The organism is Photorhabdus luminescens subsp. luminescens (assembly GCF_001083805.1).
GTDB lineage: Bacteria > Pseudomonadota > Gammaproteobacteria > Enterobacterales > Enterobacteriaceae > Photorhabdus > Photorhabdus luminescens.
This window is the reverse complement of sequence record NZ_JXSK01000012.1, coordinates 41,221-57,950: the sequence shown is the minus strand read 5'-3', so window position 1 is coordinate 57,950 and position 16,730 is coordinate 41,221. Positions and strand designations below refer to the sequence as shown.

The window sequence follows — 16,730 nt, the reverse complement described above, 5'->3', positions numbered from 1 at the left end:
AATGCCCCGTGTGGGGCATTTTTAATCAGCGGCATGAAGACTTGCTAATAAGGATGGCGATGGGTGAGAGGTTACAGTGTTAGCTGACACTATTGTTATTAGCTAAATCACTCTTCACTACATTACTCTCACGCTTTAAAGTAAGTACTAATCCCTCGCGACGAACTTGTGCGGCCTCTTCTGGTTTACGCAGTTTATCCAATGCATCTGCTAACCAGGCATAATCATGTGCATCAGGACGTTGGGCTAATGCGGTTTTAAAATCTTTTACTGCTTTTTCCCATTCTCCGTGGCGCAAAGCAACTTGTCCGAGCGTACTGTTTAGCAGGGGAGTTGAACCATGTTGTTTTAACTGATGATCCAATGCGTTTTGTATCGGTTTTGGATCTTCGCTTTTTAAGCGTGGGATCAATAAGAGTAAACGTTCGTCGTATTGACGTTTTAAACTTTCTAATATGATCTTTTGTGCAGTTTCATGGTCATCACATTCAATTAAATGTTCAGATATTGCAACTTGTAAAGCCACATCATGGCGAATTTTTCGGCTTTGATCATGCCACCAATGTTTTAAACCTTCGCTGCCTTGTTCTGCCATGTACTGATTCATCAGGCCGATATACGCCTGCTGGCGCAATTTGTGAATTTGTAATTCATCGTGTAGATGGATTTTTTCCATTACCGGTATTATATCAATCAGTGACTGGTAGGCTCCTGATTTCATATAAGCCTGTTCAGCCAGACGTAGGACTTCTGGATGGCGAGAAGCTTGATTCAATAGCTTGTCTATACCATGACGAGCTGCATGAATTTCACCTTGCGTGAGTTGAATACGTACACGGGTAATATCCACAGGCAACTGGTTATTATCTGCGACTTCTGCCGCGCGTTGTAAGTATTGATTAGTACGGAATTCATCCCCACGTTGTTGGGCTGCTTCAGCCGCTAGTAAATAGTTGACTACCGGTTGTTCTGCATGATCAGCGTTACGGGTCAGTAATTGCTCAACTTGTTTGAAATCACCTTCTGCCAGTTTGATCAGCGCTTCTTTGGTTTGAGCATGGGCACGGCTGCGTTTGCGTCCAAGGAACCAGCCGCGGGTACGTGAGCTTGTGCGTATAACTCTGCGGTAGCACCAGCCGAGGAAGCAGAGTACCAGTTGTAAAAGAACAAATATAATGAACAGGCCGGTAACACTGGTTTCAATGTTGTAATTGTCAGTTTGAATCAGAACATATCCCTGATGGCCGGCAACTATTGGACCAAGCACAATACCAACAATGAGTACCACGAACAGTAATAGAACTTTCAGCATAGCTTAGCCCTCCTGATTAGTTTCAGAAGATTGGGAAAGCAAGCTACGAACTCGGGTTTGCATCAGTTTTTCCAGTAAAGGCTGGCTTGAAAGTTGATCTGGCGCAGTGATGGAAATAGGCTGCTGGCTTAATGAATCAATTTCTTCTAGGAATGCTTTGGTATTGGGATCGTTGATATCAAAGTAAGCTCTAACCCAAGTTGAAACCGTTTCTAATGACTGTTTAAAAACTTCACCTTGATGACGAGGTATTGCTTGAGCGGCAATCAACAGACGGGCACGGATATTCTCTCGTAGATAGATATCCTGATTTGGTGCCAGTAATGGCTCTGCTGCGGTATCCCGGCGACGGATGGTAATGAAATTATCCATGAAACTCTTCCAGCTTTTGCTCAGATTCTGGCGCCATTCAGATAATGTACCGGTTAATTCATCATTATCTTCGTCCATTGGCGAGCCATCGGTTGTATTGTCAGCCAGACGCAGGTTATCTACTTGGTTAGAAAGTTGGTTAACCCGCAGAATAATGCCGTCAAAATCAATCTGACTAATGGCAGATAATGTACTGATGTCTTGTGTGATTGCACGGCGGATTTCAATCAGGCTTGGATCATGCATTTCAGCGAGACTGGCATCTGCATTTTTCAACAGAGCGGCGGCGGTGACTATATCTTGGTCATTCCATAATTTACGACCTGCCATTTTGACCAAAAAATCAGCTTGTGCCAATAGCCAGCTTTTTACATCAGAACTGGATAACGCAGAGATTTTGGCCTGTAACTCTTGTAGGCTATTACTTAGTTGCTCATTTTGTGCGGCAAAATGGCTTAAAGTCTGTGATTGTTCTTTGAACCGCGCTTCAATATGCTGTTTATCCTGTGATTGCTGTTGTTTCAGTGATTCCAGTTGTTGGCGTAGCTCGTGGTTCTCTGCACTCAGTAAATGGCTTTGTTGCTGTCCGTAATAATAAAGACCGCCACCGATTGCCAGCATGATTGCAATAGCAATAATGTTTTTTAGCGTGCCAGAACGTTCTTGCTTTTGAAGCACTGTTTCGGGTTGTTGCGAGTTTTCAACCGTAGTTTTTGTTTGTTCAACTGTCTCGGCGGACTGTTTTTGCTCCGTCATAGTGGGCATCCCATGTCAGTTTATTCTAGTGCCTGAATTAAGGCGTCGTTATCTGCACTTTTTGCAACTTTAACATCCTGCCAGCCCAAGTTCCGGGCGGTATGTGCAAGACGCTCGCTTACCACAATCAGGTGGCAATGTAGTAACCACCTGTTTCGATCACTTTCGGGTATTAAGTTATATAACAGTTGCAGTATTTCGCCACTGGTTACAACTAAAGTTTGTACTCCATACTTTTGCCAGTGGGCACTGAATTCTGCTGCCGGGTAGTCTACTGGCTGGCGGAAATAACATTCACAATAATTAACTGTGGCGCCTCTTTCTGTCAGCGTCCGGGCAATAAGTTCACGTCCGCCATTTCCTCTGAGCAGCAAAGCTTGTTTATTTTCAACCTGATGTAGTGATGGTAGTTTTAGCAGGATTTCGCTGGTTTCACCCTCTGATGACCAGATAACATTCATACCTGTTAGTTGATGAAAAGCCAGAGCGGTTGATCTGCCAATAGCATAATAAATCAGCTTGTCGGGCCATGACAGATTAATTTTATTTAACTTTGAGTTTGCATAGTAAACTGCATTTTTTGACAACAGAAATACCATATCACTGGTATTTAGATGGCTAAGCTTCTCAGCTAGCTGTGGCAGCTCTGAACCCGGGTGAATCTCAATTAAAGGTGCGCTGAAAGCTGTTTTTCCCGCCGCCTGTAACTTTCTGACTAGCTCCTCTCCGGCAGGAGCAGGGCGAGTCACCAGAATGCTCATGTGGAGGGATTTCCTCGATAAACTTCGGTTAGAATTTCCCGTGCGCCCCGTTCTAACAATTCTTCTGCCAATTCAACTCCTGCCTGACAAGCATCTTCTGGTAAAGCCGTTCTTTCACCGCGAATAATAATGCTACCATCAGGTGCGCCAACCAATGCCCGTAACCAAATTTTCCCATCCTGCCAAATGGCATAGCTACCTATTGGTACTTGGCAGCCCCCTTCTAGCCGGGTATTCATTGCACGTTCGGCAAGAACACAGATTTCTGTATCATAGTGGTTTAATGGCGCTAACAGAGTTTGTGTTTGTTGGTCGTCAAGGCGGCATTCAATTCCTACCGCGCCTTGACCAACAGCAGGTAATGATTGTTCTGCCGCCAATGGCTTACGGATACGCTCATGCAGTTTTAACCTATTCAATCCTGCGACGGCGAGGATGATGGCATCATAGTGACCATTATCCAACTTGTTCAGGCGGGTTCCAACATTGCCCCGAAGGTCACGGATAATCAGGTCAGGACGTAATTCACGGATTTGGCACTGACGGCGTAAACTTGATGTGCCAACAATGCTGCCTGTTGGCAATTCATCAAGAGAGTGATATTTGACAGAGACGAAAGCATCACGAGGATCATCACGTTCACAAATAGTGACCAGACCAAGCCCTTCTGGAAAAGAAACCGGGACATCTTTCATTGAATGGACAGCGATATCGGCTCGGCCTTCAAGCAGAGCTAATTCTAACTCTTTGACAAACAGCCCTTTTCCTCCGATTTTTGCCAGAGGCGTGTCCAGAATGACATCGCCCTTGGTTACCATCGGAACCAGTTGAACCTCCAGATCTGGGTGATATTGTTGTAGTTTTTGCTGAACATACAGCGCCTGCCACATGGCTAGAGGGCTTTGTCGGGTTGCGATACGGATGGTTTTAGTTGACATAGATGTTTGTATTTCTCAGGCTTTTCGGCCGTCATATAAATGAAAAACATAGCACTCGTTTTAACATTTCAGCACTTTTTTTTCCAGCTAGGGGGTTAAGAAGAAGATATGCCGGTTATGTTAAAGTATAAAATAAATTTTAATTTTTTAAATTATTTTTATAACAATGAAAATAGATTGATTTAATTATGAATTAACTTTTCTAGTAAATTATTTCTGTAATTAAGGAATTTTGAATGAAAAGAATCATTAATTAAAATATAGCCAACGGAGTCATTTTCATCGGATTGATGATAACAAGGTATTATGCGTATTAGGTTGAAAAAATGGACGGAGAAAATTTCTTTCGTATAAGAAAGTATAAATGGTATGGTTTTTTTTGATTATTTCTATATATAACAATGTATTATTTGATTTTTCGTACGACAAGACATCGCAATTCAATTGCTTTACTGGCTTTACGGTTTATCGACAAGGTGTTAAATTGATCACGTTTCCGGTAATAAATTGGTAAAAATCATTCTAAATAATTCCATCAAGCTATAACAGCCGGAAACGGGGGATTTATCTGGGCACTGGAACTCAATCGGGCGAGACGTCTTGTACCTTTATATCGAAACACTGAAACAGAGACTGGATGCGATAAACCAACTCAGGTTAGAACGCGCCTCTACCGCCATGAGTGCGGAATTTAAGCAGGTATACAGTTTACTGCCAGTATTACTGCATTATCAGCATCCAATGATGCCAGGTTACATTAACGGTAATGTTCCTTATGGCGTATGTTTTTTCGTGCATGATGAAGCACAAAAATCTTATCTTAATGATTTAGAAAATAAATTAGATCACTTTATAGAACAGCCTGCCAATGGTGAACTGCCTATTACTGGTATTTACTCAATGGGCAGTACCTCATCAATCGGGCAGAGCAATTGTTCTGATTTGGATATTTGGGTATGTCATCAGTCATGGCTTGATAATGATGAGCGCCTGTTGCTGCAACGTAAGTGTACGCTTATTGAACAGTGGGCGTCAGCGCTAGGTATTGAAGTCAATTTTTTTCTTATTGACGAAAACCGCTTTCGCCATAATGCGAGTGGTAGTCTCGGTGGTGAGGACTGTGGTTCTACTCAGCATATTCTATTACTTGATGAATTTTACCGTACCGCTGTACGTATGGCGGGTAAGCGTTTGTTATGGGAAATGGTGCCCGTGGAAGAAGAGCGCCATTATGATGAATATGTTTTATCCCTTTATGCACAAGGTGTTCTGACGCCAAATGAGTGGCTTGATCTCGGTGGCCTGGGCGAACTCTCCGCTGAAGAGTACTTTGGCGCTAGCTTATGGCAACTCTACAAAAGTATCGATTCCCCTTATAAAGCCGTATTGAAAAGCTTATTACTGGAAGCCTATTCCTGGGAATATCCCAATGGTAAGTTATTGGCAATGGAGATGAAACAGCGCCTGCATGCTGGCGAAATAGTCTGCTTTGGCCTTGATGCATACAGTATGATGCTTGAGCGTGTTACCCGTTATCTGACGGAGATTAATGATACAACCCGGCTAGATCTAATACGTCGATGTTTTTATTTAAAAGTTTGTGAAAAGCTCTCTCTTAATCAAGATGATAAAGGTTGCATTGGCTGGCGACGCCAGGTATTGACTCAACTGGTCTATGAGTGGAAGTGGGAGCCAGAGCGGTTGAACATTTTGGATAACCGCAACGCATGGAAAATTGAACAGGTTCGTGATGCGCATAATGAACTACTCGATACCATGATGCAGAGCTATCGTAATCTTATCCGTTTTGCCCGCCGTAATAATCTGAGTGTCAGTGCCAGTCCACAGGATATTGGCGTGCTGACGCGTAAACTTTATGCTGCATTTGAAGCATTGCCCGGAAAAGTAACGCTGGTTAATCCGCAAATTTCGCCAGACTTATCAGAGAAAAATTTAACATTTATTTATGTTCCTCAAGGGCGAGCAAACCGCAGCGGTTGGTATCTTTACAATCAGGCGCCGACTATTGGATCGATCATTGGTCATCAACCTCTGGAATATAATCGTTATCTCAATAAATTGGTATCGTGGACCTACTTTAACGGCTTGTTAACAGAAAAATCGTGTATCCATATTCATCATGGTGAAACTCAATGTGATGAGCTGAAATTACATGAATTGGTTAATGATATTTCTGCTCATTTCCCCATCCGTCTGCCAGCGCCGACACCGAGAGCACTTTATAGTCCGTGTGAAATTCGCCATTTGGCAATTATTGTCAATCTGGAGAAAGATCCGACGGCTGAGTTCTCTAATCAGGTGGTACATTTTGATTTTCGTAAACTTGATGTATTCAGTTTTGGTGAATCGCAACAGTGTTTGGTGGAAAGTATTGACTTACTTTACCGCAATTCATGGAATGAAGTGCGAACCTTACACTTTAGTGGTGAACAATCTGTGCTGGAAGCGTTGAAGACCATATTGGGCAAGATGCATCAAGATGCTGCACTGCCGGCAGCGGTTGAAGTGTTCTGTTACAGCGAACATTTACGAGGGTTGATTCGAACCCGAATCCAGCAACTGGTATCTGAATGTATTGAATTACGGTTATCCAGCAATCGTCAGGACCCAGGTCGTTTTAAAGCATTACGCATTGCTGGTCAGACTTGGGGACTGTTCTTTGAACGTCTTAATGTATCGGTGCAGAAATTGGAAAATGCCGTGGAATTCTATGGGGCAATTTCTAATAACAAATTGCATGGGTTGCCGGTGAAAATTAATACCAAAGAGACGCATTTGCCCGCAGTAGTTGATGGTTTTGCCAGTGAGGGCATTATTCAGTTTTTCTTTGAAAATACGCAAGATAATAAAAGTTTTAATATTTATATTCTGGATGAAACTAACCGGGTAGAAATCTATTCTCATTGTGAGGGAAGTAAAGAAGAGTTGGTACGTGACGTCAGTCGGTTTTATTCTTCATCTCATGATCGGTTTACTTACGGATCAAGCTTTATTAACTTTAACTTGCCGCAGTTTTATCAGATCGTCCAAATGGAAGGGCAGACTCAGGTTATTCCATTTAGTGGAACATCTTTTTCACATTTGTGTGTGACTCATGATGGGGAAAATAGTGGAGAAGAGCGGTCAGAACTTTATCGTTCTGTGTCACATTACTGATTTACCCCGCAGGGCGGGGTAGGTTCAATCATAAAAAACTGAATTGTTCGCCACTTTGCTCAGTGATGGCGTGTGCTAGCATGGTTAAAAAATTGTCACCGCTACGGTCACAAATCCACTGACCTTCTTTGTAGTCAAAATGATAACCTCCGCTTTTGGTTGCCAGCCAGATTTGATGGAAAGGTTCTTGGCGATTGATAATAATTTTGCTGTCATTATCAAAGCTGAGGGTCATGACACCGCCATTGGTTTCACAGTCGATATCGGCATTACCATCATAATTATCCAACTGCCCTTCGATATAAACCATCAGTTGGTCAGCTAACTGGTGAAATTCACTGTCGTTCATCTTCATTTCCTATTTGCTTTTCGAGGTCTAACTGCGATTATAGAGAATATTGACGTATGAATTACAGGCATTAATGCAATGAAGAAAAAATTACGCGGATTTCTGGCTATCATAACCTTATTTATACTTTCCGGCTGCGGACTAAAAGGTCCTCTCTATTTTCCTCCAGAACAACCATCGACCAGGAAAGCGACAACGGCATCTCAGATTCCCGCGAATACTGAGCAGCAAGGGCAGAAAGTGGATAGCACCTCTCAGAAATAAGCGAGATAAGCCGGTAGTCAGTGACTGCGGCTTAAGGTGGAGCATGATATGCAGTTCTCCAAAATGCATGGTCTGGGTAATGACTTTATGGTCGTTGATGCTGTGACCCAAAATGTTTATTTCTCACCAGAGCTGATCTGCCGCTTGGCAGATAGGCATACTGGTGTGGGCTTCGATCAGTTGTTAGTTGTTGAAGCGCCTTATGATCCAGATATGGATTTTCACTATCGTATTTTTAATGCTGACGGTAGTGAAGTTGCACAGTGTGGCAATGGAGCGCGTTGTTTTGCCCGTTTTGTCCGTCTTAAGGGATTAATTAATAAGCGTGATATTAAAGTCAGCACGCAATCGGGACGAATGGTATTGAGTATCACCAGTGATGATCAGGTTTGCGTTAATATGGGGGAACCTGAATTTGAGCCGCATCATGTGCCATTTCGTGCGTTAAAGGCAGAAAAAACCTATATTTTACGGGTAGTAGAGAGAACTGTGCTTTGTGGAGTTGTCTCTATGGGGAATCCTCATTGTGTGATTCAAGTAGCAGACGTAGAAACGGCCGAAGTAGAAATTTTGGGGCCAGCTTTGGAAAGTCACGAAAGATTTCCTGAACGGGCGAATATTGGTTTCATGCAGATTTTAAACCGAGGTCATATCCGCTTACGGGTTTACGAACGTGGCGTTGGGGAAACCCAAGCTTGTGGCAGTGGTGCTTGTGCAGCGGTAGCAGTAGGTATTCAGCAGCAACTGCTTGACAATCATGTTCGGGTAGATTTGCCGGGAGGTTCACTGTTTATCTGTTGGGACGGGCCGGGAAAACCGCTCTATATGACGGGGCCGGCGACGCATGTTTATGATGGCGCAATTCATCTGTAATCGATTCTGTTTTGAGCTGCGGGGCATCGAAGATGGAGAAAAAAGAAGAGCAGTTAAACATCAATGACATACTTGATGATCAGACTGTTGTGGATTATTTATTGGAAAACCCCAATTTCTTTATCCGTAATGCATGTGTCGTTGAACAGATGCGGGTTCCTCACCCGGTAAGAGAAACGGTTTCTTTGGTTGAATGGTATATGAACCGCCAGAGAACGCGGATTGCTTATCTGGAAGAAGATATCACTCTGCTCATGGAGCAGGCTAGAGTGAATGAACAACTGTTTGAGCAGTTGCTTAAATTACTGATTGATTTGGTTGCGGCAGAGAGTTTGCAGGATATGCTTAGTCGATTAAGTTCATGGGCTAAGAATATGGGGCTAAATAGTGCCAGCATCCGTCTTTTTAATGATAAATGGCATATTGGCGCACCGTTTGATGCACCTAATTTAGCACTTTCCCGCAATACTTTTGAACCAATTCGTATTCAGCGTTTTGGTAATAAAAACCACTATCTCGGTATGCTAAATGGATCGGAAATTTTATTGTTATTGCCGCAAGTTCGGCATGTCGGTTCGGTTGCTGTATCGCTCTTGGGAACGAGGGGCGAACTGGGTATGGTGATATTTAACAGTCGGAACCATCAACATTATCAAGAAGGCATGGGAACTGACATGCTTGAGCATCTGGCTAAGTTATTGCCGGATATACTGTCTCGTTGGATTAAACGAATATGATGCAGGAAATTGACCGGTTACTAGAGCCGATTGAGGCATTTTTGCGCTACCTCAGGGTAGAGCGTCGGTTAAGTCCAGTGACTATCACCCATTATCGCCGCCAGCTTGCCACATTGGCTGAGATGGTTTTAGAAATGGGCGTCAGCCAATGGAAAGATCTTGATCCTGCGAAAGTGAGAATGTTGGTAACACGTAGTCGTCGGGCTGGTTTGCAGTCAGCTAGCTTGGCGTTGCGTTTATCTTCCTTGCGCAGTTTCCTTGATTGGCAGGTGATTCAAGGCGAAATTTCCGTTAATCCGAGTAAAACCGTCAGCACGCCGGGAACCAAGCGTCATTTGCCGAAAAATATCGATGTGGATGAAGTGAACCAACTGCTGAATATCGATTTCAATGATCCATTATCGGTGCGTGACCGGACGATGTTGGAAGTGATGTATGGTGCTGGATTACGTTTGTCAGAGTTGGTGGGCCTTGATTGCCAGCATCTGGATCTTGAAAGTGGAGAAGTCTGGGTTTCAGGTAAAGGCAGTAAAGAGCGGAAGGTCCCTTTGGGACGTACCGCGGTTGAATGGCTTAATCATTGGTTGGCGATGCGGGAACTATTCGAGCCAGAGGATAACGCTGTTTTTGTCTCAAAGAGCGGGCGGCGAATATCAACCCGCAATGTACAAAAACGATTTGCGCAGTGGGGAATACGCCAAGGAATGAGCAGCCATATTCATCCTCATAAATTGCGCCACTCTTTTGCCACTCATATTCTGGAATCCAGTGGTGATTTGCGCGCCGTTCAGGAATTGCTAGGCCATGCCAGCCTATCTTCCACACAAATCTATACTCATTTGGATTTCCAGCATTTAACAAAAGTGTATGATGTAGCCCATCCCAGAGCTAAACGGGGGAAATCGTAATGCGTTTTTACCGGCCTCTTGCGCCAGTGTTAGCGATGACATTTGATCTGGATGATACGCTGTATGATAATCATCCAGTCATGGATAAGACGGAAGAGGCAGTACTGAATTTTGTGCGGCAGTATGATCCCAGGTTCAGTCATCTTAATCATCAGGATCTGTATGCTTTCCGTGAATTGACGCTTGAGCAGTATCCTGAAATTTATCATGACATGACTTTATGGCGTTGGCACTGCTCAAGGTTGATGTTTTGCCATTACGGTTTTAGCCGTGAAGACGCTGAGCGAGGGGCGGATGATGTCATGGCGCATTTCACACTTTGGCGTAATCGGATTGAGATTCCTGAATCAACGCATAAAACTTTAGCGGCACTTGCTGAACAGATGCCGCTGGTAGCGATTACTAATGGTAATGCGGAACCTGCCGCCTGTGGCCTTGCCCCTTATTTTAAATTTGTGCTAAAAGCTGGCCCTGATGGTCGTGCAAAACCTTGTAGCGATATGTACTGTTTGGCCGCAGATCGTCTGGGTTTACCGCTTGGGCAAATCTTACATGTCGGTGATGATTTGAGTACCGATGTAGCAGGGGCGCTGCGTAGTGGTATGCAGGCTTGTTGGATGAATACTAAAAATAAAAAATTATTGCAGACGACGGAAAGCCGCCTACTGCCTCACATTGAGATTTACGATTTGGCTTCTTTGACAGCATTGATATAATCAAGAAATTATTCTGTATAAAAACGCAGCGACATCTGGTCGCTGTCTAATCAATTGATGGTAACTATGGACGTCTCCTATCTGCTCGAAAGTCTGAATGACAAACAACGGGAAGCTGTAGCTGCTCCGCGGACCAATATGTTGGTATTAGCTGGTGCGGGGAGCGGTAAAACCCGAGTGCTGGTACACCGAATTGCTTGGTTGTTGTCGGTGGAGAAGGCTTCGCCGTTTTCCATTATGGCCGTGACCTTCACCAATAAAGCGGCTGCGGAGATGCGTCATCGGATTGAAAACCTGATCGGTACCAGTCAAGGGGGAATGTGGATTGGTACGTTCCACGGTTTGGCTCATCGTTTGTTACGAGCGCATCATCTGGATGCCAGTTTGCCACAGGATTTTCAGATTCTTGATAGCGAAGATCAACATCGTCTGCTTAAACGCATTATCAAGGCGATGAATTTGGATGATAAGCAATGGCCAGCTCGTCAAGGCATGTGGTACATCAATGGCAAAAAAGATGAAGGCTTGCGGCCACAGCATATTGAAAGTTATGGCAACCCTGTTGAAGCGACATGGCAGAAAATTTATCAGGCTTACCAAGAGGCTTGTGATCGGGCCGGGTTGGTGGATTTTGCCGAACTTTTACTGCGAGCGCATGAATTGTGGCTGAATAAACCTCAGATCCTGCAACATTACCGTGGCCGCTTTACTAATATTCTGGTGGATGAGTTTCAGGACACTAACAGTATTCAATATGCTTGGATTCATCTGTTGGCAGGGGAAACAGGCAAAGTAATGATTGTCGGGGATGATGATCAATCTATTTATGGTTGGCGTGGGGCTCAAGTTGAGAATATTCAGCGTTTCCTGAAAGATTTTCCTGGTGCTGAAACTATCCGTTTGGAGCAGAATTACCGTTCCACCAGTAATATTTTGAAAGTTGCCAATACATTGATTGCCAATAACAGTGATCGTCTGGGGAAAAATTTGTGGACTGATGGCGTAGAGGGCGAACCTATCTCCCTTTATTGTGCATTCAATGAATTGGATGAAGCCCGCTATGTGGTTAGCCGGCTTAAAAACTGGCTTGAAAATGGCGGCGCTCTGAAAAATTGCGCCATACTTTACCGCAGCAACGCTCAGTCCCGTGTATTGGAAGAGGCGCTGTTACAGGCGTCGATGCCATACCGTATTTATGGTGGTCAACGATTCTTTGAACGTCAGGAAATTAAAGATGCGCTGGCTTACTTGCGTCTGATCGCCAATCGTCATGATGACGCGGCGTTTGAACGTGTAGTGAATACGCCTACTCGTGGTATTGGCGACAGAACGTTAGATATTGTGCGTCAGGCGGCGCGTGAACGGCAGCAAACATTGTGGGACTGTTGCCAAATATTGCTGCAAGAGAAAGTGCTGGCCGGGCGAGCGGCGGCTTCCTTACAACGTTTTATTGAACTGATTGACGCATTATCGACAGAAACTGAAGAGATGCCATTGCATGTTCAGACTGACAGGGTTATCCGTGATTCTGGCTTGCGAGCGATGTACCAGCAGGAAAAAGGTGAAAAAGCGCAGGCGCGTATTGAAAACCTTGAAGAACTTGTTACAGCGACTCGCCAGTTTAGCTATCAGGAAGAGGATGAAGATTTGACGCCATTACAGGCGTTTCTTTCCCATGCTGCGCTGGAATCGGGAGAAGGTCAGGCCGATGCCTATCAGGATTCAGTGCAACTGATGACATTACATTCGGCTAAAGGACTGGAATTCCCACAAGTATTTATTGTTGGCATGGAAGAAGGTATGTTTCCAAGCCAGATGTCGATTGAAGAAGGTGGACGTCTGGAAGAGGAGCGTCGCTTGGCTTATGTGGGCCTGACACGTGCAATGGAAAAGTTGACCATCACTTATACGGAAAGTCGCCGTTTATATGGCAAAGAGGTGTATCATCGGCCATCTCGTTTTATTGGGGAACTGCCGCCAGAATGTATTGAAGAAGTTCGGTTACGTGCGACAGTCTCTCGTCCGGTTAGCCATAGTCGGTTGGGCACACCTATTAGTGCCAATGATAGCGGTTATGCTCTTGGACAACGTGTTCGTCATCCTAAATTTGGTGAAGGAACCATTGTCAATATGGAGGGGAGTGGTGAACATAGCCGATTGCAAATCGCGTTTCAAGGGGAAGGGATTAAGTGGCTGGTGGCTGCTTATGCCAGACTTGAAATGGTCTGAAAATAATATCCAGGTTGAATGTTGACAGGCTTTTTCTTCTAAGCGTAACATTCGCGCCTTACGATCACGTAGGGAGTAAAGGAGACTTATGATACATGCTGAGCGCATTTAAGTTAGAGAATAATCGCCTGCTCCGTCTTGAGTTTGAAGAGGGAGAAAAGTTATCTGATTCCTTATGGGTAGATTTGGTTGAACCGGGAGAGCAAGACAGGCTACAAGTTCAAAATGAATTAGGCCAAATTCTAGCAACCCGACCGGAACTGGATGACATTGAGGCGTCGGCGCGTTTTTTTGAAGATGAAGACGGGATACACGTTCACTCGTTTTTCTACTTTGAAGACGCGGAAGACCATGCAGGCAACGCAACAGTTGCATTTACTATTCGTGATGGTCGTCTCTATACATTGCGAGAGCGGGAGCTCCCTGCGTTTCGATTGTATCGTATGCGTGCTCGTAATCAGACATTAGTTGATGGTAATGCTTATGAAGTGCTGATGGATCTATTTGAAACCAAGATCGAGCAGTTGGCTGATGTTATCGAAAATATTTACAGCGTGCTGGAATCCTTGAGCCGGGTCATTATGGAAGGGAAACAGGGTGATGAGTTTGACATTGCCTTATCCAGTCTTGCGGAGCAGGAAGATATCGGCTGGAAGGTTCGCTTGTGTCTTATGGATACTCAGCGTGCGCTTAACTTCTTGGTGAGACGAGCCCGTTTGCCGGGGGATCAACTGGAGCAAGCCCGTGAAATCTTGCGGGATATTGAATCGCTGTTGCCGCATAATGAATCTCTGTTTCAGAAAGTTAATTTCTTGATGCAGGCGGCAATGGGTTTTATCAATATTGAACAGAGCAGAATTATCAAAATCTTCTCAGTTGTTTCTGTGGTATTCCTGCCGCCGACGCTGGTGGCTTCCAGTTATGGTATGAACTTTGAATTTATGCCGGAGCTGCATTGGACATTTGGTTATCCGGGCGCAATTGGTTTAATGATTGCTGCGGGTCTTGCACCATATCTCTATTTTAAGCGGAAGAATTGGCTTTAATATACGGCCGCTGTAATGATTTTATTACGGCGGCCATAGCAGTTATAGAGACATGGGAATAACATATTAAAAGTTTAATATCTATGTTTTTCAGATTTTATTTTAAATTTTTATTATTTTTTGAGAATAATCTTAATGCTGTTTAATTATGGAATTATTATTTTTAAAGAGGGTGTTGCCATTATTTAATATAATTAAATTTTTAATTTAAATATTATTATTCCTAATTCTGAAATTTATATAAAACATGAAAATGGCATGAATTAAATTAAATTTTTTATTTAAAAAAAAGTATTTAATTATTGAAAATAAAGTAGATGTAAGGATAAAAGGCATTGACTTACAGAATATAATTTATATTATAATTGTATTCTGTATTCTGTATTCTGTATTCTGTATTCTGTATTCTGTATTCTGTATTCTGTATTCTGTATTCTGTATTCTGTATTCTGAATATCAGCATTTCCATCAGATAGCGGTAATACAACACAAAATCCCAAAATAACATCAGCTTGCTCCGCAATATAAACATATCCCGCTTCAATATGTTTCATAGGAAGTTCTATCATGTGGGGATTTGCTAGTAATAATTCCCTGTCTTCTTCCCACATAAGAGATGCACGTAATTGCAGAGCTTCAAGGGCGATCTGTTCGGTTGTATTGGCTAATCTGATGGTTATTCTCATTTATTTTGCTATCTCTGAGCTCTACGTTGTGTATATATTGCATCCAATGTAAATAGCACTAGTGCAGCCCAGATAAAGCCGAAAGTAATCAGACGATCAATGCCTATCTGTTCACCATAAACCAAGGTTGCTAGCAAAAACATTAGCGTTGGGCCGACGTACTGAAAGAATCCTAGTGTGGATAGACGCAGGTGAGCCGCGGCTTCGGTGAATAACAGTAGTGGCACAGTAGTAATAATGCCCGCGGCAATCAATAATAAATTGAGAGTCGTTGGGTTATTACTTAAATCACTGGTTGGGGTGTTGGCAAAACCAAACAGATAAATGGCGGCAACCGGCAGTAACCAGAGGGTTTCAATCGTCATGCCCGTTTGAGCGTCAACATTCATTTTTTTACGCAGCAGGGCATACAGGGCAAAAGTGACAGCCAAACTTAATCCAATGACCGGTATAGACCCAAATTGCCATAGCTGAATTAATACACCGGTGAAGGCCAGAATAACAGCAGCCCATTGCATACGGCGGAAACGCTCACTCAGAAACAGCATACCGAACAAAACGTTAACCAGTGGGCTAATAAAATAACCCAGGCTAGCTTCCAGCATATGGCCGTGGTTTACTGCCCAGATGTAAATCAACCAGTTACAGGCAACGACAGTAGCCGTTACGGCCAGCAATAATACTTTTTTAGGTTGACGGAAAATTTTGACTACCTGTGACCAGTGACGAGTTAATGTTAGCAATAGCAACATAAAGAAAAATGACCAGATAATACGATGGGTCAGGATTTCGTCAGCAGGTACTTGCTGGATATGTTTAAAATAAACTGGCGCGATTCCCCAGATAAAACAGGCACCGAAGGCGTACAGTACTCCTTTAGTCGTTTGTGGCTTGTTCATATTGTCCTGATGTTAAGATAGAAGGTGGAAAACGTGTTACCGGTTTTTAGCCCGTTAACATGAAAATAATATGTCACCGGGCTGAATATTACGCAAGCGATTAAAATTATATTGTTATCCTACCAGATAGGTCGCCGTTACACTGGCGATATGGTCTCTCTGCTCATTATGAAGTTCTGCTCTGGCGACAGAAACTTTGTTGCCATTGCGGATAATACTACTGGTGGCAGTAAATAATTCACCGCGGCCGGGGCGTAGGTAATCCACGCGTAAATCAATGGTTCCCATTATTGATAATCGCTTTGCTAATTCTTCTCGTGATGCAGGTACCAGACGGGGTAAGGCGTTACCGATGCAGACCAATCCACCACATACATCCAGCACTGATGCGACTACACCGCCATGTAGAATCTCCTGTGCAATATTACCTACTAGTTTACTTTGGTTACGGAATTGTATTTCTACGTAATCCGGTTCAAATCGGATGAGTTCAAGTCCTAATAATTGGTTAAAAGGCATATCGTGAACAAAAGCATGACCAATCACTTTTCGGGCTTCTTCCAGGGTTAATAGCGTTGTAGACATTTAATTTTATTCCTAAATAAAGGTATGTGTTATCAGTGTGAATTTATATGGTTAATGGTTTGTTAATATTATGCTTTTATTGCTAACCTTGCTAGCTTGTAAGGAATATCTGGTAATAATCT

The 16,730-nt window shown here is 43.4% G+C and carries 16 protein-coding genes; 8 read left to right on the top strand and 8 right to left on the bottom strand.

Annotation, left to right across the window (positions count from 1 at the left end; translation table 11 throughout):
• Nucleotides 1-79: 79 nt before the first annotated feature.
• From hemY to hemC, 4 genes are read right to left on the bottom strand one after another with little or no spacing between them, the layout of a single operon-like run.
• Entirely contained in the window at nucleotides 80-1,312 is a 1,233-nt protein-coding gene (hemY, locus tag TI10_RS21755) for a protoheme IX biogenesis protein HemY (RefSeq protein ID WP_049585415.1), read from the bottom strand.
• Between the two features lie 3 nt (nucleotides 1,313-1,315).
• Nucleotides 1,316-2,440 (bottom strand): uroporphyrinogen-III C-methyltransferase, encoded by a 1,125-nt coding sequence (gene hemX / locus TI10_RS21750; RefSeq protein WP_049585414.1) that lies wholly within the window; start codon nucleotides 2,438-2,440, stop codon nucleotides 1,316-1,318.
• Nucleotides 2,441-2,460: 20 nt separating this feature from the next.
• The gene (hemD, locus tag TI10_RS21745; protein WP_049585413.1) at nucleotides 2,461-3,201 is read right to left on the bottom strand and encodes a uroporphyrinogen-III synthase; all 741 of its coding nucleotides are present in this window, start codon (nucleotides 3,199-3,201) and stop codon (nucleotides 2,461-2,463) included.
• Complete coding sequence (gene hemC, locus TI10_RS21740) at nucleotides 3,198-4,139, bottom strand: hydroxymethylbilane synthase (protein ID WP_049585412.1); 942 nt, start codon at nucleotides 4,137-4,139, stop codon at nucleotides 3,198-3,200. Before hemC ends, hemD begins: the two co-directional genes overlap by 4 nt.
• Before the next feature lie 600 nt (nucleotides 4,140-4,739).
• On the opposite strand from hemC, the gene TI10_RS21735 reads away from it, so the two are divergent.
• Nucleotides 4,740-7,316, top strand: coding sequence for a class I adenylate cyclase (locus TI10_RS21735; RefSeq protein WP_049585411.1), 2,577 nt, complete (start codon nucleotides 4,740-4,742; stop codon nucleotides 7,314-7,316).
• Between the two features lie 28 nt (nucleotides 7,317-7,344).
• Here the strand turns inward: TI10_RS21735 and cyaY are convergent, their stop codons facing one another.
• Complete coding sequence (cyaY, locus tag TI10_RS21730) at nucleotides 7,345-7,665, bottom strand: iron donor protein CyaY (RefSeq protein ID WP_049585410.1); 321 nt, start codon at nucleotides 7,663-7,665, stop codon at nucleotides 7,345-7,347.
• Nucleotides 7,666-7,743: 78 nt separating this feature from the next.
• On the opposite strand from cyaY, the gene lptM reads away from it, so the two are divergent.
• The 7 genes from lptM to corA all read left to right on the top strand — a co-directional run bounded on the left by lptM (nucleotide 7,744) and on the right by corA (nucleotide 14,438).
• On the top strand, nucleotides 7,744-7,929 hold the full coding sequence (gene lptM, locus TI10_RS21725; protein WP_049585409.1) for an LPS translocon maturation chaperone LptM: 186 nt from the start codon (nucleotides 7,744-7,746) through the stop codon (nucleotides 7,927-7,929).
• A 48-nt stretch (nucleotides 7,930-7,977) separates the two neighbouring features.
• Nucleotides 7,978-8,802: a diaminopimelate epimerase gene (dapF, locus tag TI10_RS21720; RefSeq protein WP_049585408.1), complete on the top strand. Its 825-nt coding sequence runs from the start codon at nucleotides 7,978-7,980 to the stop codon at nucleotides 8,800-8,802.
• A gap of 32 nt (nucleotides 8,803-8,834) precedes the next feature.
• Nucleotides 8,835-9,539, top strand: a complete 705-nt coding sequence (locus TI10_RS21715; RefSeq protein ID WP_049585407.1) for a DUF484 domain-containing protein — start codon at nucleotides 8,835-8,837, stop codon at nucleotides 9,537-9,539.
• A complete protein-coding gene (xerC, locus tag TI10_RS21710; protein WP_049585406.1) occupies nucleotides 9,536-10,447 on the top strand; it encodes a tyrosine recombinase XerC in 912 nt (303 codons plus the stop codon). Before TI10_RS21715 ends, xerC begins: the two co-directional genes overlap by 4 nt.
• Nucleotides 10,447-11,163 (top strand): 5-amino-6-(5-phospho-D-ribitylamino)uracil phosphatase YigB, encoded by a 717-nt coding sequence (yigB, locus tag TI10_RS21705; protein ID WP_049585405.1) that lies wholly within the window; start codon nucleotides 10,447-10,449, stop codon nucleotides 11,161-11,163. Before xerC ends, yigB begins: the two co-directional genes overlap by 1 nt.
• A gap of 66 nt (nucleotides 11,164-11,229) precedes the next feature.
• Nucleotides 11,230-13,392: a DNA helicase II gene (gene uvrD, locus TI10_RS21700; protein ID WP_455430409.1), complete on the top strand. Its 2,163-nt coding sequence runs from the start codon at nucleotides 11,230-11,232 to the stop codon at nucleotides 13,390-13,392.
• Nucleotides 13,393-13,487: 95 nt separating this feature from the next.
• Complete coding sequence (corA, locus tag TI10_RS21695) at nucleotides 13,488-14,438, top strand: magnesium/cobalt transporter CorA (RefSeq protein ID WP_049585403.1); 951 nt, start codon at nucleotides 13,488-13,490, stop codon at nucleotides 14,436-14,438.
• Nucleotides 14,439-14,797: 359 nt separating this feature from the next.
• Here the strand turns inward: corA and TI10_RS21690 are convergent, their stop codons facing one another.
• The 3 genes from TI10_RS21690 to TI10_RS21680 form a co-directional block, all read right to left on the bottom strand.
• Nucleotides 14,798-15,124 (bottom strand): hypothetical protein, encoded by a 327-nt coding sequence (locus TI10_RS21690; RefSeq protein ID WP_049585402.1) that lies wholly within the window; start codon nucleotides 15,122-15,124, stop codon nucleotides 14,798-14,800.
• Between the two features lie 8 nt (nucleotides 15,125-15,132).
• Nucleotides 15,133-16,023 (bottom strand): EamA family transporter RarD, encoded by an 891-nt coding sequence (rarD, locus tag TI10_RS21685; protein WP_049585401.1) that lies wholly within the window; start codon nucleotides 16,021-16,023, stop codon nucleotides 15,133-15,135.
• Nucleotides 16,024-16,137: 114 nt separating this feature from the next.
• Nucleotides 16,138-16,608, bottom strand: coding sequence for a thioesterase family protein (locus tag TI10_RS21680; protein WP_049585400.1), 471 nt, complete (start codon nucleotides 16,606-16,608; stop codon nucleotides 16,138-16,140).
• Nucleotides 16,609-16,730 lie beyond the last annotated feature (122 nt).